This window comes from Cyanobium sp. HWJ4-Hawea (assembly GCF_024345815.1).
Classification (GTDB): domain Bacteria; phylum Cyanobacteriota; class Cyanobacteriia; order PCC-6307; family Cyanobiaceae; genus Cyanobium_A.
The window spans coordinates 1-18,919 of the sequence record NZ_JAGQBV010000005.1; the positions used below are offsets into that span (position 1 = coordinate 1).

Here is an 18,919-nt window from a genome sequence, read left to right on the forward strand (position 1 = left end):
CAGTTGCCAGTTCCCTACTTGTCCCAACGCGATAGCGCCACCTCCCAGGGCGAGCGCATGTGCTTTTCATCCAGCTGCGCGATGGCCGCAGCCTTCCTCAAACCAACAACCCTGGCAGGTTCAGCACAACTAGACGACCAGTATCTCCAAATCGTGCAGCGCTATGGCGACAGCACTAGCGCCCCGGCCCAACTACAGGCCCTTAGAAGGCTGGGCATTGCGGCCCGCTTCCGCAGCGATGGCTCAATCCAACTGTTAATTAGCCGATTGATGCGGGGCATCCCCTGCCCGGTGGGGTGGTTGCACCATGGCCCAGTCAGCGCCCCCAGAGGTGCCGGCCACTGGAGCCTGGTGGTGGGTTTTGATCCGGCCAGCTCCCAATTGCTGATGCACGATCCCTACGGAGAAGCGGATCTGGTGGCCGGGGGCTTCTGCAAGCGCTCGGTCGGCAGCGGCCGGTCCGTGCGTTATTCGTCTAAAAACTGGGGGAGCCGCTGGATGGTGGAGGGCCCCAGCAGCGGATGGTGGCTAGATCTCAGCTGAATCACCTGCAAAAAATATATTCGCGCCGCTAACGCCGGCGGCTGGTCCAATCCTCAAACCAGCCCCGGCGCCAAAGCATGGTGGTCATGATAGTGGCTATGGCACCCATCAACACGAGGGCGATTTGATAGCCGTGGGGCCAGTGCAACTCAGGCATGTTGTCGAAGTTCATGCCATAAATACCGGCTATAAAGGTGAGCGGCGCAAAAATTGAAGAAACGATCGTGAGGGTTTTCATGATCTGGTTCATGCGGTTACCACTGCTGGCCATGTGGGCCTCGGTAACGGCATCACATTGGTGACGCAGAATTTCGCAGCTATCAAAAATCTGCTCCACGTTCTGGGCCATCTCCTGAAACCCCAGCAGTGCCTCGGGCCCCATGACCGGTTGGTTTTGGCGCAGGAATAGCAGGATCTGATGGCGCAGGGGCCAGAGCTGCTGGCGAATGCGCCGCAGATTGATACGCAATTGGTAGGCACGGTTCAAAACACCCGGCCGCGGATCCCTAAGGGCAGATTCCTCCAGGTCATCAAGGCGGCTAGCCATCTGCTCCAGCATCGGGAAGATGCCATCCAACAAATTGTCGACCAAATAATGGAGCAGATCATCTAGATCATCGGCCGTAGCTGCTGGAGATTTATGGAGCAGCCATTCGGTCAAGGCAGGGAAGGGCTCCTTACTCGGAGCCTCTTCTATGGAGATCAGCATCTTGTGGGTGAGCACCATCCCCACCTGATCACTCACCAAATTGAGGGGATCATGGCCAAAGCGCAGGCGATGCACCACCACCGTGATCACCTCGGCAAAGGAGTCAACCCGTGGAATCTGGGGCACCTCCAGCAGTAGGGGCCTAAATACCTCGGGAATTCCGCAGCAACTCAACACGCTGGAGATTAATTGGGGCTGCCCAAGGCCACCAATGCGAAGCCAAAAGGGATCACCACTTTCAACAAGCTCCTTCAGCTCTTCGATTCTTAAGTTGTTACGAAGGAACACCTGATTCGGCTTTAGCACCACTACAGATAAACTGCAATCAGCCCGACCATCAGCGAGAAATAGGCTATTGGGCATATCGCCCAGCCGATCCGAAAGCCTGCGGGAATCAAGGGAGCCTGGAGTCGGACGCAGCTGGGGCAGAATTGACATGCTGCTAAAATTGGTACTTGATCATAATCAAAGGCCCTAAAAATTATCAAGGCTGTGACGCGAATCCGAAGCTTGTATCCGGGAACACATTTAGGATTTTTATTTTTCTTGGGGCTGACAATCTGCGCGGCCCCAGTGCTCGCCCAGCCCGCACAAATTCTGTTGATGCGCCACGGCCACAAAGGCGAAGACCATGCCAATTACAATCTCTCCCCCACAGGCTTCCAAAGGGCCATGGATCTGGCGGCAGTGCTGCCAGCTTGTTTCGGAAAAGTTGACCATATTCTGACATATTTTCTAAATCAAGACACTGGTAAAAATGCCCGTAGCTATCAAACAGCTGTGCCACTGGCTATTAAAAGTGGGGTCAACATTCGCATTTTCAAGGAGGCGGAGGTCCTAATGAAGCAGGCTGGTGAAAAGATCCTGGCTGATCCCAATTATGGTGGTGCCAATTTAATTTTCATTTGGGAGCACCGCCACCTACCAGAACTAGCCGCCGGCCTGGGCTGGCCTACGATGCCCCCAATTGCCGACAACGACTTTAACCGCCTATATCAACTCCGCTACAGTAAAGGCTCAACCAAACCAACGGTGAGAGCATTCGATCAGAGCCTTCTTCTTGAGGGCTCAGAATCCTGTGCAGATCCTAAGATCCTTCAGCGCTAAACACTGTGGCTCGCCCTGCAATTGCCCTTCTACCGATGTTATCGCTGTTGGCCATGGCCAGCGGGGAACCGCCAGCGGCTTGGGCCCAAGCCGAAGGCCTCCAACTTGATCGCCAGCCCCTCGGCCAGGCCATCGGAAAGCCGCCAGCCCAAGGCAGCCCAGCCGCCAACAACGACCTGGCAATTCTGCTCTGGCTCCAGAAAACCCGCACGCCCGAAATGGAGGCCAATACCTGGCTCACCCTGGAGCGAAATCCATCTGTCTTTAGCCGCACCCTGGGGGTCGACATGGCGCGAAACACCCCCAGGCTCAATGCTGGCTTGATTTCCTTTCTTGTACCTATCGATGCCGTCAAGGACAGCTTTAAGAAGGAACTGGCGCGCCGTCGGCCCTTCGTGCAATTCCCCCAGATAAAACCCTGCCTACCCCTGGAAGGGACCAACTCATACCCCTCGGGCCATGCCACCTGGTTCCGCGCCACCGCAGAACTATTGGCCGATCTATTTCCAAAACGTCAAAGTGAAATCGTGGCCTTGGGGGCACTTGGCGGCTCGAATCGCGTTCTCTGTGGGGTGCATTTCCCGTCAGACGTGGAAGCAGGCCAAAGGTTTGGGGTGGCAGCAGCTCGCCAGATAATCAATTCAGCCCAGTGGCGCAGCTTCAAGGCTAATCCTGAAATCCAGGCCGAATTACAAAAAATCAGCCCGATAAGCGGCCAAACTAGACGCTAAAGCTAGATGGTTTCTAAATCCACTCCGGTGGTCTCGATCCGGTAGATCCAGGTAATTAAGGCACCCACCAAGGAGGTAACTGCCAACAGGGGTAATAGTCTTTCCGTGCCCCAATTGGCCAGCAGGGTGGGAAACAAAAATGCCGTAAGCACCGCCCCAACTTTGCCGATAGCTGCCGCCAGACCCGCCCCCTGGCCCCGCAGCCGAGTGGGGAAAACCTCCCCCGCCAGCAGGTAGGTCTGGGCGTTGGGGCCAAGGTTGGTCATGAACTGGAACAGCATGAAGCCAATCACGATCACCACCAGGTTGCTATGGCCTCCAATATTTCCTAGGGCGGCAATAATCAAGCCGGCTGCGCAGCCCACAAAACCAATTATCTGCAGTCGGATTCGGCCCCAACGGTCAGCCAAGACAATGGCGCAGGCGATGCCCACTAGAAAGCCCACATCCACAAGGGCCGTGCCCCGAGCTCCCAGAAGGTCGTTATGAATTATGGCGGCCACGTTGTTTTCATTTGCCTTAGCACCGAAGGCGGCGGCAATAATCACTGGCGTAAAGATTCCGATCCCATAGGTAGAGATGTCCTGGAGAAACCAGGGCACCGAGGCCAAAATCGTGGCTCGCTGCAGCTTGCCCTGAAATAGCTGGCCCCAATGGCTACTCCGTTTGATATTGCCTTCCTTAATTATCAGCACATCCAGCAACTCCACATCGTTGCGGCCCAGCAACTTACGCAGCTGCTTCTCGGCTTTTTTGACGTTGCCCTTGCTAACCAACCAGTGGCTGCTTTCGGGCAGAAATAGGCGGCCCCAGACCACCAACAGCACGGGCACCACCGGGAGCAGATAGAAGAGCCGCCAGGTGCTCAATTCAGGCTTATTGGCCAGGAGCACCGCGGCAATCGCCGTGCCGACAATTGCCCCAAGGGCCTGGAAACTAAAGGCACCGAGCACCAGCCGACCACGCACCGCGGCGGGGATGCTTTCGGAGATCACCAAGTGGGCTGTGGGGTAATCGGCCCCTAGGGCCAAACCCATCACAAACAAGGCAGCCACCAAACTATTGGTGTCGGGGCTACAGGCCGCAGCGATCAGGGCTACCGCCAGCAACACCATTTCGCCAATAAAAACGGGCTTTCTGCCAAAGCGGTCGGCGAGGCCCCCCAGGGCTAGGGCCCCCACCAGGATCCCGGCCAAGGTGGCCGCCGTAACAAATCCCTTATCGGTAGTAGTCATCCCAAATTGATCGGCGATCAACGGCAGGGCGATGCCGCCCATGAACACGATCAACCCCTCAAAAAACTTGCCCGCAGTGGCCAGCGACCACACAAGCCACTGCATACCGGAAAGTGGCGGTCCGGCCAGTTGGGCCCCTCCCTCCCAGCTGGGGATTTCCTCTATGTAGGCCTGAACGCTGCGCTTAGCCATCAACCGCGGCCCCCCGGCGAGTTAGCCCGGTTAGTTAGCCAGACAAGCCTGCTCGCTTGTTGATCCATTCTCACGATGCCGGCGATACCTACCTGGCCGATCACCTAGCGCTGCCTGCGTCACGGCCATCTCCAGGCTTGAAAGTCACCCAATCGATTTGGTCAATTCGCCCCAGGGCCCTGGCAGGTTGGTTCCCCACCGCCGCAGTTACCAGGTCGGGGCGACCCGCCAACACCTCAAGACCCTCGCCAAGGCGCCAGCTTTTTTTGCCCTGGAAAATGGCCCCATAGATCGGGCGCCCCTCCAGGCTCCTTACCTCGACCCAGCTTGGTTGGGCGGCATGCAACACAAGCGAAACCACTTGGGGCCTGCTGGCAATGGTTGCCTCGCTCGAGCTGGGCGTCCGGCCGCGACCAAGAAGCACGGTGCCTCCCCAACCCAGGCCAGCGCCAATGCCGATAAGCAGCACCCAGCTCGCCAGGGTTGAGGACGCCAGGGTTGAGCGGCGACGGCTGCCTGGTTGGCTAAGGCTGACTAGTCGGCGTGGCCGCGGTAAGGAGGGCCCACCAGCTTCCCGATCCCGTTCCCAACTGGCACCTATGCGCCCCTTACCGGACTGCCTGAGCAGATCATCCATCCACTCAGGCATCAGTACAAACAGCACGGCAAACAGGCCGTAGAGCCTCACAAAAGCCATCGGCACCGGATGGTGATGATCCCGAGGGCTAGTCGGCTCGGGCTTGCCTACTTCTGGCTCCATCGGGTGCAGGGCCTCGGCTTTGCCGAATTCTCCTGGCCTTTGGATGGGCCGCGGGCTTTCCGCGACCATCCTTCACCAACCTTTCCCCTGACTGACTGGCTACAGCCAGTCATCGCAAAACAAATAAGCCCATGGGTCGCCTGAGATTCGAACTCAGGACCAATCGGTTAAAAGCCGAGTGCTCTACCGCTGAGCTAGCGACCCGCGCCTTTTAGGCACCAAAGGAAGGTATCACCCAGGGGGGGTGTCCTCCAAGGGGCCAATGCGGGTTAGCTGAAATGGGGAAAGAATGGAGCCAGTAGGACTCTTTGTAGATGGCTGCTTTCCCCTGGCCAGATCCCCAGATAGATAGCGCTGCCTGGGTGGCCGCCACGGCGGTTGTGGTTGGTGATGTGCGCCTGGCGGCCGGGGCCAGCCTCTGGCCCACCGCAGTGGCCCGCGGCGATGTCTGCCCGATCACCGTGGGCGAAGGCTCAAACGTGCAAGACGGCGCAGTGCTGCATGGGGATCCAGACCAACCGGTGCTGATCGGCGCGGATGTGACCATCGGCCATCGGGCCGTAATCCATGGCGCAACCCTCGAGGACGGCTGCCTAATTGGCATCGGCGCCATAGTGCTGAACGGCGTCACCGTGGGGGCGGGCGCGCTGGTGGCTGCGGGGTCGGTGGTCACGAAAGATGTGCCGGCCGGCGCCCTGGTGATGGGTGCCCCCGCCCAGGTGAAGAGACAACTCAGCCCAGAAGCGATTGAGGAGCAGCGTCTGCACGCCCGCAAGTATCGCCAGCTGGCGATGGCCCACGCCAGGGCCAGCTGAATCACCAAACACTGCAGGAAATCGGCAGATAAAGCGAAAACAGCAGCCCAGTCATTAGGATCGCACAATCTTGTTTTTGCCTTCCATGGACGCACGGCTGGTGCTGGTTGCAGCTCCGATCCTTCTTGCCGCCAGCTGGGCCGTGTTCCACATCGGCCGGGCAGCCGTAGGCCAACTGCAGCTGTTGCTTAAGCGCGCCCGCGCCTGAGCCTGAAACCATTGGCCTGGAAAGGATCTAAGCGGGCCCTCCTGCGCCGTTGCCTGCCTACCTTCCTTCGCCCTGAGCCGCCGGAGCTCCTGGTGATAGGCGCCGGCCTGGCAGGCACTGAGGCCGCCTGGCAAATTGCCCAGGCCGGCCTGAGGGTGCGGCTGGTGGAGATGCGTCCGGTGCGGCGATCCCCGGCCCACCACAGCGAAAATTTTGCTGAACTTGTTTGTAGCAACAGCTTTGGGGCCCTCTCCAGTGACCGGGCAGCCGGTTTGCTGCAGGAGGAACTGCGCCGACTTGGCTCCCTGGTAATCGGCACCGCCGACGAACATTCCGTGCCGGCCGGTGGGGCCCTGGCGGTGGATAGGGGTCGCTACAGCGCAGCCCTCACCGCAGCCCTTGAACACCATCCCCTGGTGAGCATCGAACGCCGGGAACAGCTGGGCCTACCGCCTGCCCACCAGATCACCGTGCTCGCCACCGGCCCCCTCACCTCGGAGCCCCTGGCCGAGGATTTAAAGGCCTTCACCGGCCGCGGCGAGTGCCACTTTTTCGATGCCGCCAGCCCCATCGTGGAAGGCGAGAGCATCGACCTGGATCGGGCCTTTCGGGCCAGTCGCTACGACAAGGGAGATGCCGACTACATCAACTGCCCGATGGATAAGGAGCAGTTCCTGGCCTTTCGCGCGGAATTGCTGAATGCCGAGCAGGCCGAACTAAAGGATTTTGAGAAGGGCAACGCCTGCTTTTTTGAGGGCTGCCTTCCCATCGAAGAACTGGCCCGCCGGGGTGAGGACACGATGCGCTACGGGCCCCTCAAACCAATTGGTCTCTGGGATCCCCGCTGGGGGGATGTGAACGACCGGGATGTGCGGCGCGCCAAGCGGGCCTATGCGGTGGTGCAGCTGCGCCAGGAGGACAAGGACGGCCAGCTCTGGAACCTGGTGGGTTTCCAGACCAACCTCAAATGGGGTGAACAGAAACGGGTGCTGCGGCTGATCCCGGGCCTGGAAAAGGCCGAATTTGTGCGCTTCGGCGTGATGCACCGCAACACCTTTCTGGAATCCCCCCAACTGCTGGATGCCACCCTGCAATTTCGCCGTCGCAAAAGGCTGTTTGCCGCAGGCCAGATCACCGGCACCGAGGGCTATGCCGCCGCCGTAGCCGGGGGCTGGCTGGCGGGCACCAATGCCGCCCGCCTGGCCCTGGGCCAAAGCCCGATCGAGCTGCCCGCCACCACGATGATCGGCGCCCTTACCCACTTCATCTGCGAGGCCCCCGGCGCCGGCAAGGCCAAGCGGGGCGGCTTCCAGCCAATGCCGCCTAATTTCGGCCTGATGCCTGCTTTGGCGGAGCGGATTCGCGATAAACGGCGCCGCTATGGGGCCTACCGCGACCGGTCCCTGGCCGACCTAGAGCCCTTCCTCCAGAAGGCCTAAACGGGCACCTAGGGTCAGCCCAGCAGGTCCAGATGGTTCCTTGAGCACCGCCAAAAATCTCACCCCCAGCCAAGAATGGGATGTAATCGTGATTGGTGCGGGCGTCGGCGGCCTGGTGACCGCCTCCCAGCTGGCCGCCAAGGGGGCAAAGACATTGGTGCTGGAGCGCTACCTGATCCCCGGGGGCAGTGGCGGCAGTTTTAAGCGCGAGGGCTACACCTTTGATGTGGGCGCCTCGATGATTTTTGGCTTTGGCGAAAAGGGCCACACCAACCTGCTCACCCGGGCCCTGGCGGATGTGGGCCAACACTGCGAAACCATCCCCGATCCGGCCCAGCTCGAATACCACCTGCCCGGTGGCCTGAATGTGGCGGTCGACCGCGACTACCAGAGCTTTGTGGCCAGGCTGTCAGCCCTATTCCCCCACGAGGCCTCGGGCATTCGCGCCTTCTACGACACCTGCTGGCAGGTGTTCAACTGTCTCGATGCGATGCCCCTGCTATCGCTGGAGGATCCGGCCTATCTGGCCAAGGTGTTCTTCCAGGCACCCCTGGCCTGCCTGGGGTTAGCCCGCTGGTTACCGGTGAATGTGGGCGATGTGGCCCGCAGGCACATCAAGGATGAACAGCTCCTGAAGTTCATCGACATGGAGTGCTTCTGCTGGTCGGTGATGCCGGCCGATCTGACGCCAATGATCAATGCGGGGATGGTGTTCTCCGATCGCCATGCCGGTGGCATCAACTACCCCAAGGGGGGGGTCGGGGTAATTGCCGAGAAGCTGGTGGCGGGCCTGGAGAGCCATGGCGGCTCGATTCGCTACAGGGCAAGGGTCACCAAGGTGTTGATCGAAAACGGTGAAGCCGTGGGGGTGCAGTTGGCCGATGGCGAAGAGATTCGCGCCCGCCGCGTGGTGAGCAATGCCACCCGCTGGGACACGTTTGAAACCGAGCAGGAAAGCGCCGACGTGCAGCGCCCCAGAACCTCCGCCCTCGTGGATGCGGCGCACACCCCCAGAGCCGAAACCACCTGGCGCAGGCGCTACAGGCCCTCACCCTCCTTCCTATCGCTACACCTGGGCGTCGATGCGGCGCTGATTCCCGATGGTTGCCACTGCCACCACCTAATCCTCGAGGACTGGGGCCAGATGGAGGCGGAACAGGGGGTGATCTTCGTGTCGATCCCCACCCTGCTCGATCCCGCCCTGGCACCGGAGGGTCGCCACATCGTGCACACCTTCACCCCCAGCGACAACTGCCACTGGCGCAACCTCAGCCCCTCTGCCTACCGGGCCAAGAAAAATGCCGATGCCGCCCGCCTGGTGCAGCGCCTCGAGGCGATCCTGCCCGGACTGGCCGGCGCCATCCGCCACCAGGAGATCGGCACCCCCCGCACCCACCGCCGCTTCCTGGGCCGCATGGGCGGCACCTATGGCCCGATCCCCGCCCTGCGGTTGCCGGGGCTGCTGCCGATGCCCTTCAACAAAACCGGCCTGGCCAATCTCTACAACGTTGGCGACTCCTGCTTCCCGGGCCAGGGCCTCAATGCCGTGGCCTTTAGCGGTTTTGCCTGCGCCCACCGCATCGGCGCCGACCTGGGCCTAAATCCTTGGAAGCTGCCGCAGTGATCATCTATTCAGACCGTCTAAGACAGCCATAAAGTAGAGATTTTTTAATCAGGAGTGCATCAATCCCCTATAGATTGTCGATACTCCATTCACCACAAAATCGACACCAATTGACAAGGTGAAGAGCCCCATGACCTTGGTGAAGATCGTGAGAACTAAAGGGCCAAGTCGACGCATGATGGTGTTGGAAAAACGGAACACCACCGCGTTGATCAGAACCAAAGCCACAATCGCAGCCAACAAGCTCCAGCCACTGCCATTGCGTTGAGCTGTATCGGCGAACAGCACTACAGCGGAGGCCGTGCCAGCCCCCACTGTCAGGGGAATTCCTATGGGAACCACCGCATTAGACAGGGCGGCAGGGAACGTGTCTTGCTCGGTTATGTCTACCGATTTATGGGCAGCTGGACCGTGGGTGGAGGCACCCATCATTTCCATCCCCACACCGCCGAGCAGCAACCCACCCGCAATCTGAAAGTTGCTGATCGAGATGCCAAAAAAGCTCAGCATGGCCGTGCCAAAAAGCATGAAGGCGGCCAGGAAAAGAAAGCAAGCCAGGCTAGTGATCAGTATCACCTTCAAAATGCGTTGCCTGGGCATCGACTGGGTCTGGGCGAGATAGGCGCCCAGGGATGACACGTTGTTGCCAATGGCTAGCAGGCCAATGAGATAGTGCTGAAAGGTGGCATTATCCATGACTACGAAAAGCTAGGGAATTGAATAATGTTTTTGATCTTAGAAATAGCCCAAATTGGTAAGAACTTAGCCGCCAATCTGGTTCAATAACTACGGCGGGCTGGCATGGGATAGCGCTGCCCTCAGTGATGGAATGATGACTCCACCCCAATGGGCGAGGGCATTGGTCCATCGAGAAGCTGAAACCATTCCACGGCCCGCTCAATGTCTTCCAACAGCTCATCCGACATATCTCGGCTGAAACCGGCGCGGATCACAAAGCGCAGCACGGCGATCGATTCGCAGTCGGCTGGCAGGGTGTAGGCAGGAATCAGCCAGCCGCGCTCGCGAAGTTTGTCGGCCAATTGGAACACGGTCCAATTGTGAATCGCCGGATCGAGGCTGACGGCAAACACGGGCAACTGGCCCAGGGGATGGCTCACCAACTTCAGGGGTGCCAGGGCAGCCAGACCATCGGCCAGATGACAGGCGATCGCCTCGAGGCTGGCCATGCGCCTGGCATAACCCTCCCAGCCCAGGTTTAGAAAATTAAAGTATTGGCCCACAACCTGGGCACCAGGCCGCGAAAAATTCATGCCAATCGTGGGCATTTCACCGCCCAAATAATTGACGTTGAAGCGCAGCTCTTCGGGCAACGCCGAGCCATCACGCCACAGCACCCAACCCACTCCAGGCAAAACTCCGCCGTATTTATGGCCGCTGGAGTTAATCGATTGCACCCTCGGTAGCTGGAAATCCCATCGCAGTTCGGGGGAATTAAAGGGCGCCACAAACCCCCCAGAGGCGGCATCAATGTGCATGGGAATGTCGAGCCACCGACTGGCCTGGAGATCGTCGAGGGCCCGGTGGATCGCCTCGATCGGTTCATAGCTGCCATCAAAGGTGCTGCCGAGAATGCCCACCACGCCAATGGTGTTCTCGTCGCAGGCAGCCACCGCCTCAGCGGCCCCCAGCTGCAGTCGCTGGGGCGTAATTGGCACCTCCCGCGCTTCCACATCGAAATAGGTGCAGAACTTGTGCCAACAGACCTGGGTATTGCTACCCATCACTAAGTTCGGTCGCTCGGTGCTGAGGCCGGCGGCCTGGCGGCGCTGACGCCAGCGCCACTTGAGCACCAGGCCACCAAGCATGCAGCCCTCACTCGAGCCGGTGGTGGAGGTACCTACTGAGTCCGCCGGATTGGGGGCATGCCAAAGATCCGCAAGGATGCGCAGACAACGCTCCTCCAGCTCGGCGGTTTCCGGATATTCGTCCTTGTCGATGATGTTTTTATCGGCGCACTCTTCCATCAGCTGCCGCGCCTGGGGTTCCATCCAGGTACCCACAAAGGTCGCCAGATTCAGCCGGGCATTGCCATCAAGCATCAGGTAGTCGTGGATCACCTCGTAGGCCATGTCGGGGCCCAGACCCTTGCTCCCCAGCCGGTCACGGGGGATTTCAGCAGGGAGCTGGTCGGCCGTCAGGCGGGTGCTGAGGCCGGCGTTTAGCCCCAGAACATCAGAGCGGCGACGCGGGGGCATGGACTGAAGACGAATCCACCATTCAAGGCCAGATCCCTCAACCTGTCTGTGTTGGCATTAACCCAGGTCTTAAACGACACTGGGACCCCGTGGCTCCAGCCGTGACGATCTCTTCAGATGGGCGGCCCCTAGGGCCCTACCGACTGCACACCCTTATCCATCAGGAGCCCCCGGGCCCAGGCGAGGGCCTGCGCCTGGGTATCTGGCAGGGGGAGGGCACGGCGGGCACCGCCCAGGCGGTGGAAGAAAACTTGGTGCGGCTTGAGCAGGTGGCAGCCATTGCGGCCAAACACGGGGTACAGCTGCTGGCCTTTCCGGAGTTGTATCTCAGTGGCTACATAGTTACGCCGGAAATTGCCCGGGCCCTGGCCGAACCAAGCGATGGCCCAAGCCTGCAGCGGGTGGCGGCGGCGGCCCGGCGCCATGGCCTGGCGATGGCAGTTCCCTATCCGGAGCGGGCCCAGGTGGCAGGCGAGGAGCGCTTCTACGACGCCATAGCCCTGTTTGATTCAGCGGGCAACCTGCTGCGCAGTTACCGCAAGACCCATCTCTGGGGGCCCGATGAAAAGCTCTGCTGGAGCTCCGGTTACCTCCATGCCGAGGAGGGCCCAGCCTTCACGGTGCAGCGGGTGAATGACTTCCCCCTGGGCCTACTCAATTGCTACGAGGCCGAATTCCCCGAGCTGAGCCGCAGCCTGGCGATGGAGGGGGCCAAGTTGGTGCTAATTCCCACCGCCGCCGACAGCTTTGCAACCCTCTGCAATGGCGAACACACAGACCGCTCCTACCCGGATGTGTCCAGGAATCTGATCCCGGCCAACGCCTTCCACAACAACTGCTTCGTGGCCTACGCCAACCGCTGCGGCGAGGAGAGCGTTAACGGGAAAGTGATGGCGGGCTACCTCGGCAACAGCGTGGTAGCTGGCCCCCACGGCGATGCGCTGGTGGCGGCCAGGCCTGAAGCCACCCTGCTGATCGCCGATTGTTGTCCCGGCGATTACGGCCCCACTCACCCGACGGGCACTAGCTACCTGGCCGACCGCCGCCCCGATCTCTACTGAGCCTTGCGATGGGGGGGGCGCGCCGTTCGGCTTTCCGAGCCTGGACCAGCCACGCCCTTAGTGCAGCTTCCATAGGGTTAATTCAGATTTCTCTGGGCCAGCGGATGGGAGATTCCCAAACCCCAAATTCAGCCGATCTGGCCCGCTACCTGGAGCAGCGGGGCGAATTGGGCAAGCCCTGGATGCTGCAGCTGCTGCGGCTCACCAAAATCAAGGAGGCCAAGGACACGATGGAACCTGGTCAATACATGGCCCTGCTCCAGGAGGCCCACGCCGACCTAATGCGTCTGGGGGAGTTCTGGAGGGGGCGGGAGGCGGAGCTGTTCGGGGGTAAATACCAGCCGACCGCCCTGATTGAACCGCTGCCCGGCTCCCCCGAAGACCGATGACCCAGGCCATCGGCCCAAGCCGCTATTCGATGGCGGCGGTGATTCGCTTCACCCTCCTGGGCCTCTACCTGGCCCTGGTGGCTCCCCTGCCCCTATTGGCCCCAGCCCCCTGGCGCCTGGCCTTGGTTGGCGCCCTGGTGCTGGGCCTGGCCCTGGTTGTGGCCGCCACCAGCGAGGAGGTGGCGATAGACGCAGAGGGGATTGCCGTGGGCTACCCAAGCTGGTGCAACTGGCTGATTCGGCGCAGCTGGAGCCAAAGCTGGAGCGCCATTACCGGGCTTACGGCCGTGGCCACCAGCCAGGGGGGGCGCGTCTTTTATCTGCGCTGCCTGGATGGATCGGCCTACCTGCTGCCCCAACGCATTGCCAGGTTTGACGAATTCCTAGAGCTGTTCAGCCAGGCCTCGGGCCTGGACAGCAGCGGCATTGGCCGCATCAGCCCACCTTGGACATACCAGCTCCTGGCCTTGCTCAGTGGCTCGATGTTGGTGGGGGAGGCGACCCTGGCCCTAGCCTTTAAAACAGGGAATTGAGCGGCTGCCGCTGGTTACCGCTGGGCCCATCCTCCACACCTGCCGGATCCGCACCGCCCTCGGGCAGGGTTTCGAGGCTAAAGCGATAACCCTGCTGGCGCATCGTTTCGATGCCACCGCCCTCGCCCAGACCAGCCTGCTCCAGCTTGCGGCGCAGGGTAAGCACCTGGGTGTCCACCGAGCGGGGCCCCCCACTAAATGGGGGCCAGGCCATTGTCAGCAGCTCCTGGCGGCTACGCACCACCCCGGGCGGCATCAACAGGGCACAGAGCAGGGCAAATTCCCGGGGGCTGAGCTCGACCGGTTGGTCCCTGAGGGTTACCTGGCGCAGCAACAGGTGCACCTCCAAGGGGCCCACGCATACCCGTTCCTGCAGGCCAGAGCCTTTACGGCGCAGCAGGCTCCTGGAGCGGGCTGCCAATTCCTCAAGGCCGAAGGGCTTGCGCAATACCTCATCCGCCCCCGCATCCAGCAGGCTGACAATCGGTTCAGATCCCGTGCGGGCCGTCAGCACCATCACCTGACAGCGCAGCTGGGCAGCCAGCCGCAGGGCGCCGCTTTCCTCCAGCAATTCGGCGCTGATCAAGAGATCAGGCGATTGGTCACGGCACACATCGAGCGCTTCTTGGGCCGTGGCAACGGCTGCCGCTAAGTGGCCGTCCTGCCGCAATCTTTGGGCGAGCACGGTGCGCAAGGTGCCATGGGGATCTACTACCAAAACCCGCAGGGGCTGGCTGGCCGTAGGAGGTTGTTGCGGCGCTGGTGAGAGCATCAGTCGAACTTAGCTGTTCTGGTAGGTAGAAACGCGTAGTCGGCGATTCCTTTACAGCTGGCCCAAGGCCCCAAAAGCCAAATCCCTTAGCAAGCTCGCAGGGGCTGGCGCCAAGGTTCAGAATGGGGGCAGGGGTACTTAGCCCATGAACGCGCTCCTAGAACCAGAAGCCATCCGCCATTTTCAGTCGCTTTGCGATGCCTGCCAGGAAATGGCGCTTCGCTACCAAAGCCCTGCCGAAATGAGGCTCTATGCCGACGGCTACCTGCACGCCCTCCGGCGCACCTCAATCCTCGATCCCCTCCAGCAGCGCAGGCTTGAGGAAATCATGGACCGTTGGATCCGTGACCCTTCCAGCTTTGTGGGGCCCAATGGTGACCCCAGCACCCTCTACGAACTGGGGCGCTAACTGCTCTACTAGCTAACTTGCTAGGGCCACTTCCATTTTTTCGCGCAGCTCGCCGGAGTTGTACATCTCGATCAGGATGTCTGATCCGCCGATGAATTCCCCTTTGACATAAACCTGGGGGATGGTGGGCCACTCGGAATACTCCTTGATGCCCTGGCGAATTTCGCCATCAGAAAGCACGTCGAAAGTTTCAAAGGCCACCCCAAGGGAGTGCAGGATCTGCACCACATTGTTGGAGAAGCCGCACTGGGGCATCAATTTATTGCCCTTCATGAATACGAAAACCGGGCTACTTGCCACGAGTTCGTCGATGCGTTGCTTGGTGGTTGCGTCCATGACTCAAGAAGGAACGGAAGTTTGCAGGGCTAGGGCATGGATCGCCTCACTGGCCAACTCCTGGCGCAGGGCGCCATAGACGAGTTGGTGTTGCTTGATCCGGTTCAAACCAGTGAAGGCAACAGAGGTCACCTTTACCTGGAGATGGTCACCACCGCCGGTGAGGTCTTCTACCTCCACCTGGGCGTCGGGTAGGGAGAGGGCGATCGCCGCCTTGATCGCGTCGGGTTGAACCATGGACTATTTACCTGCGGCTGGCACCGCATCTAGCACCTGGCCAGCGGTGTAAGGGGTGGAGGCAAAACCAAGCTCCACCAGGCTCTGATAGGCCTTGCGGCCCTCTGGGCTGGCCGGGGTCATCACCTTGACCACCTCAACCAACAGGGGCACGGCCACTTCGGACTGGTTCTGGCGGCGGAAAACCGCCGCCAGGCGCAGGTTTGCCTGGGCGAGGGTTTCGAGGGCTTCGCGACCCTTTTGGTCCATTTCCCGGGGAATTCGGGCATCCAGGCCCCGGAAGGAACCGCTCAAATCGCGGTAAAAACCCAGCAGCTTGCGGGTGTAATCCCGGGCCAGGTCGTATTGCCTGCGGGCTTCTGTCAGGTTGCCGCTGGCCGCAGCCTGGTCGCCCTTGTTCAATACCCCTTGCACCCCCGCAATGGTGAGGGCGTTGTCCACCGGTTGGGGCTGTTGGGCCCGGGCCGCCTGCAGCCCCATCGCGGGGATTACGGCTGGAGTCAAGAGGGCCGCCAGGCTCAAGGCAGCACCGCAAAAGACTCGGGTGGTCCTAAGCACGAAAAATCAAACAAGTTTGCCCAACTCTACGGGCCCCGGCCAAATCGCCAAACCAGGGATCAGGCAGCGAAATCAATGGCCCCGCGGGCCTGGTGCTCCTGCTCCCCCATCGCCGCGGCCAATTGGCCAGTTAGGGCCTGGGCAGCCTCCCGCCCTTGGCCCCTGATCCAAAGGGGTTGACCCAGGGCCACGGCGGTGCGATCGCGGAAGCGGGGGCGGTGGTGGGAATAGGCGATGCCTACGGGCAGCACCGGCACATCCACGCCCTGGCTGGCGGCAAGCATCGCCAGGCGGGCCAGGCCCTGGTGGAGACGAATCGGGCCGTCGTCGCTGCGGATCCCCCCTTCCGGAAAAACCACCAACTGGTTGCCGCTCTTCAACAGATCAACGGCGTAGCGCAGGCTGGCCAACGAAGGCCGGCCCTGGTTCACCGGAAAGCAGCCCAGGCGCTGCAGGAACCATCCCTGCAGGCCCCGCATCTCATTAACGGTGACCATGAAATGGCTATCGCGCCCGCTGAAACGGCGACCCACCGCCTGGGGCATCAACAGGGCATCCCAGCGGGAGCGGTGGGTGGGTGCCAGCAGCACGGGGCCCCGGGTCGGCAGGTGTTGCCTACCGAGAATTTGGATGTCCTGGAAATAAAAGGGCAGGGCCAGGTCCTGGGTAAACACCGTGGCCAATGGAGCCAACCATGGGTTGATGCCATTGCAGAGCTGGCTTTCGCGTTTGAGTGCCGATTGGGCTCCCGTCGCCACCACCAGATTGCTTGCAAGTATTGGGGCCAACGCTAGGGGTGCTGCCGGTAGTTCCCCCAAGACTGCGGGCAGTTGGGCTTGCGGCCCCTGCCCTGCCCTGCCGGGGCTTTTGAATGGGAGCAACCTTTAGTTGCCCATGGCCAGCCTCGGCGTAAACATTGACCACATCGCCAACGTGCGTCAGGCCCGCCGCGGCATGGAGCCCGATCCGGTCAGCTACGCCCTGCTGGCGGAGTTGGGCGGAGCCGATGGCATCACCGTGCATCTACGGGAAGACCGGCGCCACATCCAGGACCGCGATGTGAAGCTGCTGCGCTCGCTGGTCAGGACCAGGCTCAATCTTGAAATGGCAGCGACTGAGGAGATGGCGGCGATCGCCCTCGAGATCAGGCCAGACATGGTCACCCTGGTGCCGGAGAAGCGGCAGGAGGTGACCACCGAAGGCGGCCTCGATGTGGCCGGCCAAAGGGATGCCCTCCAATCGCTGGTGGAACGACTCCAGGCCGCCCAGATTGGGGTGAGCATGTTTGTGGATGCAGATCCCCTCCAGCTGGAGGCCTGCCGGGCCATGGGAGCCCGCTGGGTTGAACTGCACACTGGCTCCTACGCCGAGGCCAGCTGGGCCCAGCAGCCGCGGGAGCTAGCCAGGCTCTGCGAGGCCAGCTTCATGGCCCGCAGCCTGGGCCTGAGGGTCAACGCCGGCCATGGCCTCACCTACCAAAACGTGGAGCCGATTGCCGCCATCGAGGGAATCGAAGAGCTAAATATCGGCCACACGATCGTGGCCCGCGCCCTGGCCGTTGGCCTGGAGCAGGCGGTGCGCCAAATGAAGGCCTTGGTCCAGAATCCGCGCACCGAACCCCTGTTTGGCAGCGCTACGCCATGAGCACTTACTACTTCGTTGCCGCCAGCGAGATTTTCCTCACCGAGGAAGAACCGCTCGAAGAGGTGTTGCGCGAACGGGTTCGCAACTATTCAGAACAGAACAAGCAAATTGATTTCTGGCTGGTTAGGCGGCCCGCCTTCCTCGACGCCCCAGAGCTTGAGCCGATCGCCAGCGCCGTGCCCAGACCCTCTGCGGCCGTGATCTCCAGCGACCAGAAATTCATCACTTTTTTAAAGCTGCGGCTGGAATTCGTGGCCTATGGCCAGTTCGAAGCCCCCAGCGCCAGCATCCCCAACGCCCTGGCCGGGGCCTCAGAACAGCCCTAAAAATTTCTTGCCGGTTTTGGGCCTGTCCTGCTGGTAAAGCGGTTTGTCATCACCGATGGTGAACACTGCCTCCTTGTTTTTCCACCAGACCCAATCGCGAATCGGGGGTGTGGCGGCCAACTGCTCCCGGGTCAGACCCAGGCCCAATTTTGCCGAAGCCTGCAGCAACACGTCGAGCATTTGCTCGCCGTTGGAGCAGTTGGCCAGGGCCTCATTGGTGCGCTTCGCCCCATTGAGGGCACCCACCAGGGCCCGGACCCTCTGGCCCACGGAGAGGGATTTCGGATCTACTGACGGGGCAGGGGAATCGATGGCTCGCAGGCAACTTGGGGGCGACCGTACCAGCGATTCCTGACCCGGGGGGCTGACAAGGCATCGGTTGGGGGGCCAGACTGCTTGCAACGCGAAGGACTGATGACGTCCCCAAACCGTTCCTGCCGCCATTGGGTGATCGGGGACGTCCACGGCTGCGCAGAACCCCTGGCGGAGTTGGTCCGCCTACTGCCAAGCCAAGACCGGCTGGTGCTCTGCGGTGATGTGATCAACCGTGGCCCGGAAATCCAGCGCACCATGGAACTGGCCTGGTCGCTGGTGGAGAGCGGTAGGGCCATCTGGTTGAAGGGCAACCATGAGGCCGACCTGGTCAGGGCCCTGGGCAGCAACGCCCCATGGCAGGCCCACCAGGCCCTGGCCGGCTCCGACACCTACCGCCAGCTGGGGGATACCTACAGCCGATTGTGGGGAGAGCGGCTGGCAAATCTGCCCGTGACCTACGGCCAGGAGGGCTGGGTGGCAACCCACGCCGGCTTCGACCCCCAAACCTGGTTGCCTGACCTAAACGTGCGCATGCCGTTTTGGCAGGCCTATGACGGCCGCTTTGGCGAAGTAATCATTGGCCACACCCCCGGGCCCCATGTGCGGCGGCTGGGCGATGAGGGGCCAACCCAGATCGTGATGGTGGACACGGGTGCCTGCTACGGCGGCGAACTGACGGCCTATTGCCCCGAGACCAGGGCGATTCGCCAGGTGTCAGCGCGGCCAGCCACCAGCCTCCGCTGCCTGGTCTAGCGACCCA

Annotated in this window: 25 protein-coding genes and 1 tRNA gene; 14 read left to right on the forward strand and 12 right to left on the reverse strand. The window is 61.3% G+C overall.

The features are described 5' to 3' along the window. On the forward strand, nucleotides 1-543 hold a 543-nt coding region (locus KBY58_RS01970), incomplete at its 5' end, for a C39 family peptidase (RefSeq protein WP_255002605.1). A 28-nt stretch (nucleotides 544-571) separates the two neighbouring features. On the opposite strand, the gene KBY58_RS01975 is transcribed toward KBY58_RS01970, so the two are convergent. Beyond that, the gene (locus tag KBY58_RS01975) at nucleotides 572-1,540 is read right to left on the reverse strand and encodes a magnesium and cobalt transport protein CorA (RefSeq protein ID WP_254933035.1); all 969 of its coding nucleotides are present in this window, start codon (nucleotides 1,538-1,540) and stop codon (nucleotides 572-574) included. A 285-nt stretch (nucleotides 1,541-1,825) separates the two neighbouring features. Between KBY58_RS01975 and KBY58_RS01980 the strand changes: the two genes are divergently transcribed. Then, entirely contained in the window at nucleotides 1,826-2,359 is a 534-nt protein-coding gene (locus tag KBY58_RS01980) for a hypothetical protein (protein WP_255002606.1), read from the forward strand. 35 nt (nucleotides 2,360-2,394) lie between these two features. Further along, a complete protein-coding gene (locus KBY58_RS01985; RefSeq protein WP_255002607.1) occupies nucleotides 2,395-3,090 on the forward strand; it encodes a phosphatase PAP2 family protein in 696 nt (231 codons plus the stop codon). A 2-nt stretch (nucleotides 3,091-3,092) separates the two neighbouring features. On the opposite strand, the gene KBY58_RS01990 is transcribed toward KBY58_RS01985, so the two are convergent. From KBY58_RS01990 to KBY58_RS02000, 3 genes are all read right to left on the reverse strand, one after another. Next, a complete protein-coding gene (locus KBY58_RS01990; protein ID WP_255002608.1) occupies nucleotides 3,093-4,517 on the reverse strand; it encodes an MFS transporter in 1,425 nt (474 codons plus the stop codon). Between the two features lie 100 nt (nucleotides 4,518-4,617). After that, nucleotides 4,618-5,346, reverse strand: a complete 729-nt coding sequence (locus tag KBY58_RS01995) for a RodZ domain-containing protein (RefSeq protein WP_255002609.1) — start codon at nucleotides 5,344-5,346, stop codon at nucleotides 4,618-4,620. Nucleotides 5,347-5,409: 63 nt separating this feature from the next. Continuing rightward, nucleotides 5,410-5,481, reverse strand: a tRNA-Lys gene (locus KBY58_RS02000). Nucleotides 5,482-5,591: 110 nt separating this feature from the next. Here KBY58_RS02000 and KBY58_RS02005 point away from each other — a divergent pair. The 4 genes from KBY58_RS02005 (at nucleotide 5,592) to crtH (ending at nucleotide 9,363) form a co-directional block, all read left to right on the forward strand. Beyond that, entirely contained in the window at nucleotides 5,592-6,092 is a 501-nt protein-coding gene (locus tag KBY58_RS02005; RefSeq protein ID WP_254933030.1) for a gamma carbonic anhydrase family protein, read from the forward strand. Nucleotides 6,093-6,177: 85 nt separating this feature from the next. Further along, nucleotides 6,178-6,300 carry a photosystem II protein Y gene (locus KBY58_RS02010; RefSeq protein ID WP_255002610.1) on the forward strand — a complete coding sequence of 41 codons (123 nt, stop codon included), beginning with the start codon at nucleotides 6,178-6,180 and terminating at the stop codon, nucleotides 6,298-6,300. A 53-nt stretch (nucleotides 6,301-6,353) separates the two neighbouring features. Beyond that, nucleotides 6,354-7,739, forward strand: coding sequence for an FADH(2)-oxidizing methylenetetrahydrofolate--tRNA-(uracil(54)-C(5))-methyltransferase TrmFO (gene trmFO, locus KBY58_RS02015; protein ID WP_255002664.1), 1,386 nt, complete (start codon nucleotides 6,354-6,356; stop codon nucleotides 7,737-7,739). 40 nt (nucleotides 7,740-7,779) lie between these two features. Then, complete coding sequence (crtH, locus tag KBY58_RS02020; RefSeq protein ID WP_255002611.1) at nucleotides 7,780-9,363, forward strand: carotenoid isomerase; 1,584 nt, start codon at nucleotides 7,780-7,782, stop codon at nucleotides 9,361-9,363. Nucleotides 9,364-9,411: 48 nt separating this feature from the next. Here crtH and KBY58_RS02025 read toward each other — a convergent pair whose 3' ends face one another. Both KBY58_RS02025 and KBY58_RS02030 read right to left on the reverse strand, forming a co-directional pair. Continuing rightward, complete coding sequence (locus KBY58_RS02025) at nucleotides 9,412-10,059, reverse strand: MarC family protein (protein WP_255002612.1); 648 nt, start codon at nucleotides 10,057-10,059, stop codon at nucleotides 9,412-9,414. Nucleotides 10,060-10,181: 122 nt separating this feature from the next. Beyond that, nucleotides 10,182-11,579 carry a glutamate decarboxylase gene (locus KBY58_RS02030; protein WP_255002613.1) on the reverse strand — a complete coding sequence of 466 codons (1,398 nt, stop codon included), beginning with the start codon at nucleotides 11,577-11,579 and terminating at the stop codon, nucleotides 10,182-10,184. 101 nt (nucleotides 11,580-11,680) lie between these two features. Between KBY58_RS02030 and KBY58_RS02035 the strand changes: the two genes are divergently transcribed. The 3 genes from KBY58_RS02035 (at nucleotide 11,681) to KBY58_RS02045 (ending at nucleotide 13,562) form a co-directional block, all read left to right on the forward strand. Continuing rightward, complete coding sequence (locus KBY58_RS02035) at nucleotides 11,681-12,640, forward strand: carbon-nitrogen hydrolase family protein (protein WP_255002614.1); 960 nt, start codon at nucleotides 11,681-11,683, stop codon at nucleotides 12,638-12,640. Between the two features lie 104 nt (nucleotides 12,641-12,744). After that, nucleotides 12,745-13,029, forward strand: coding sequence for a hypothetical protein (locus KBY58_RS02040; protein ID WP_255002615.1), 285 nt, complete (start codon nucleotides 12,745-12,747; stop codon nucleotides 13,027-13,029). Further along, complete coding sequence (locus tag KBY58_RS02045) at nucleotides 13,026-13,562, forward strand: hypothetical protein (RefSeq protein WP_255002616.1); 537 nt, start codon at nucleotides 13,026-13,028, stop codon at nucleotides 13,560-13,562. Before KBY58_RS02040 ends, KBY58_RS02045 begins: the two co-directional genes overlap by 4 nt. On the opposite strand, the gene KBY58_RS02050 is transcribed toward KBY58_RS02045, so the two are convergent. Beyond that, nucleotides 13,546-14,334 carry a response regulator transcription factor gene (locus KBY58_RS02050; RefSeq protein WP_255002618.1) on the reverse strand — a complete coding sequence of 263 codons (789 nt, stop codon included), beginning with the start codon at nucleotides 14,332-14,334 and terminating at the stop codon, nucleotides 13,546-13,548. The two genes, KBY58_RS02045 and KBY58_RS02050, sit on opposite strands and share 17 nt — an antisense overlap. 145 nt (nucleotides 14,335-14,479) lie before the next feature. On the opposite strand from KBY58_RS02050, the gene KBY58_RS02055 reads away from it, so the two are divergent. After that, nucleotides 14,480-14,743, forward strand: a complete 264-nt coding sequence (locus KBY58_RS02055; RefSeq protein ID WP_255002619.1) for a DUF6761 family protein — start codon at nucleotides 14,480-14,482, stop codon at nucleotides 14,741-14,743. A gap of 12 nt (nucleotides 14,744-14,755) precedes the next feature. Here the strand turns inward: KBY58_RS02055 and grxD are convergent, their stop codons facing one another. From grxD to KBY58_RS02075, 4 genes are all read right to left on the reverse strand, one after another. Beyond that, entirely contained in the window at nucleotides 14,756-15,079 is a 324-nt protein-coding gene (gene grxD, locus KBY58_RS02060; RefSeq protein WP_254933020.1) for a Grx4 family monothiol glutaredoxin, read from the reverse strand. 3 nt (nucleotides 15,080-15,082) lie between these two features. Next, nucleotides 15,083-15,316: a BolA/IbaG family iron-sulfur metabolism protein gene (locus tag KBY58_RS02065; RefSeq protein WP_254933019.1), complete on the reverse strand. Its 234-nt coding sequence runs from the start codon at nucleotides 15,314-15,316 to the stop codon at nucleotides 15,083-15,085. 3 nt (nucleotides 15,317-15,319) lie between these two features. After that, nucleotides 15,320-15,796, reverse strand: a complete 477-nt coding sequence (locus KBY58_RS02070; RefSeq protein WP_255002665.1) for a hypothetical protein — start codon at nucleotides 15,794-15,796, stop codon at nucleotides 15,320-15,322. Nucleotides 15,797-15,933: 137 nt separating this feature from the next. After that, complete coding sequence (locus KBY58_RS02075) at nucleotides 15,934-16,662, reverse strand: lysophospholipid acyltransferase family protein (RefSeq protein ID WP_254933018.1); 729 nt, start codon at nucleotides 16,660-16,662, stop codon at nucleotides 15,934-15,936. A 106-nt stretch (nucleotides 16,663-16,768) separates the two neighbouring features. On the opposite strand from KBY58_RS02075, the gene KBY58_RS02080 reads away from it, so the two are divergent. Both KBY58_RS02080 and KBY58_RS02085 read left to right on the forward strand, forming a co-directional pair. Then, nucleotides 16,769-17,518: a pyridoxine 5'-phosphate synthase gene (locus tag KBY58_RS02080; RefSeq protein ID WP_255002620.1), complete on the forward strand. Its 750-nt coding sequence runs from the start codon at nucleotides 16,769-16,771 to the stop codon at nucleotides 17,516-17,518. Next, nucleotides 17,515-17,844, forward strand: coding sequence for an MgPME-cyclase complex family protein (locus KBY58_RS02085; RefSeq protein ID WP_254933016.1), 330 nt, complete (start codon nucleotides 17,515-17,517; stop codon nucleotides 17,842-17,844). The genes KBY58_RS02080 and KBY58_RS02085 overlap by 4 nt, the downstream gene beginning before the upstream one ends. Here the strand turns inward: KBY58_RS02085 and KBY58_RS02090 are convergent. Beyond that, complete coding sequence (locus KBY58_RS02090; protein ID WP_254933015.1) at nucleotides 17,830-18,114, reverse strand: hypothetical protein; 285 nt, start codon at nucleotides 18,112-18,114, stop codon at nucleotides 17,830-17,832. The two genes, KBY58_RS02085 and KBY58_RS02090, sit on opposite strands and share 15 nt — an antisense overlap. Nucleotides 18,115-18,258: 144 nt before the next feature. Here KBY58_RS02090 and KBY58_RS02095 point away from each other — a divergent pair, with 144 nt between their 5' ends. Next, on the forward strand, nucleotides 18,259-18,912 hold the full coding sequence (locus KBY58_RS02095; protein WP_254933014.1) for a metallophosphoesterase: 654 nt from the start codon (nucleotides 18,259-18,261) through the stop codon (nucleotides 18,910-18,912). Nucleotides 18,913-18,919: the final 7 nt, after the last annotated feature.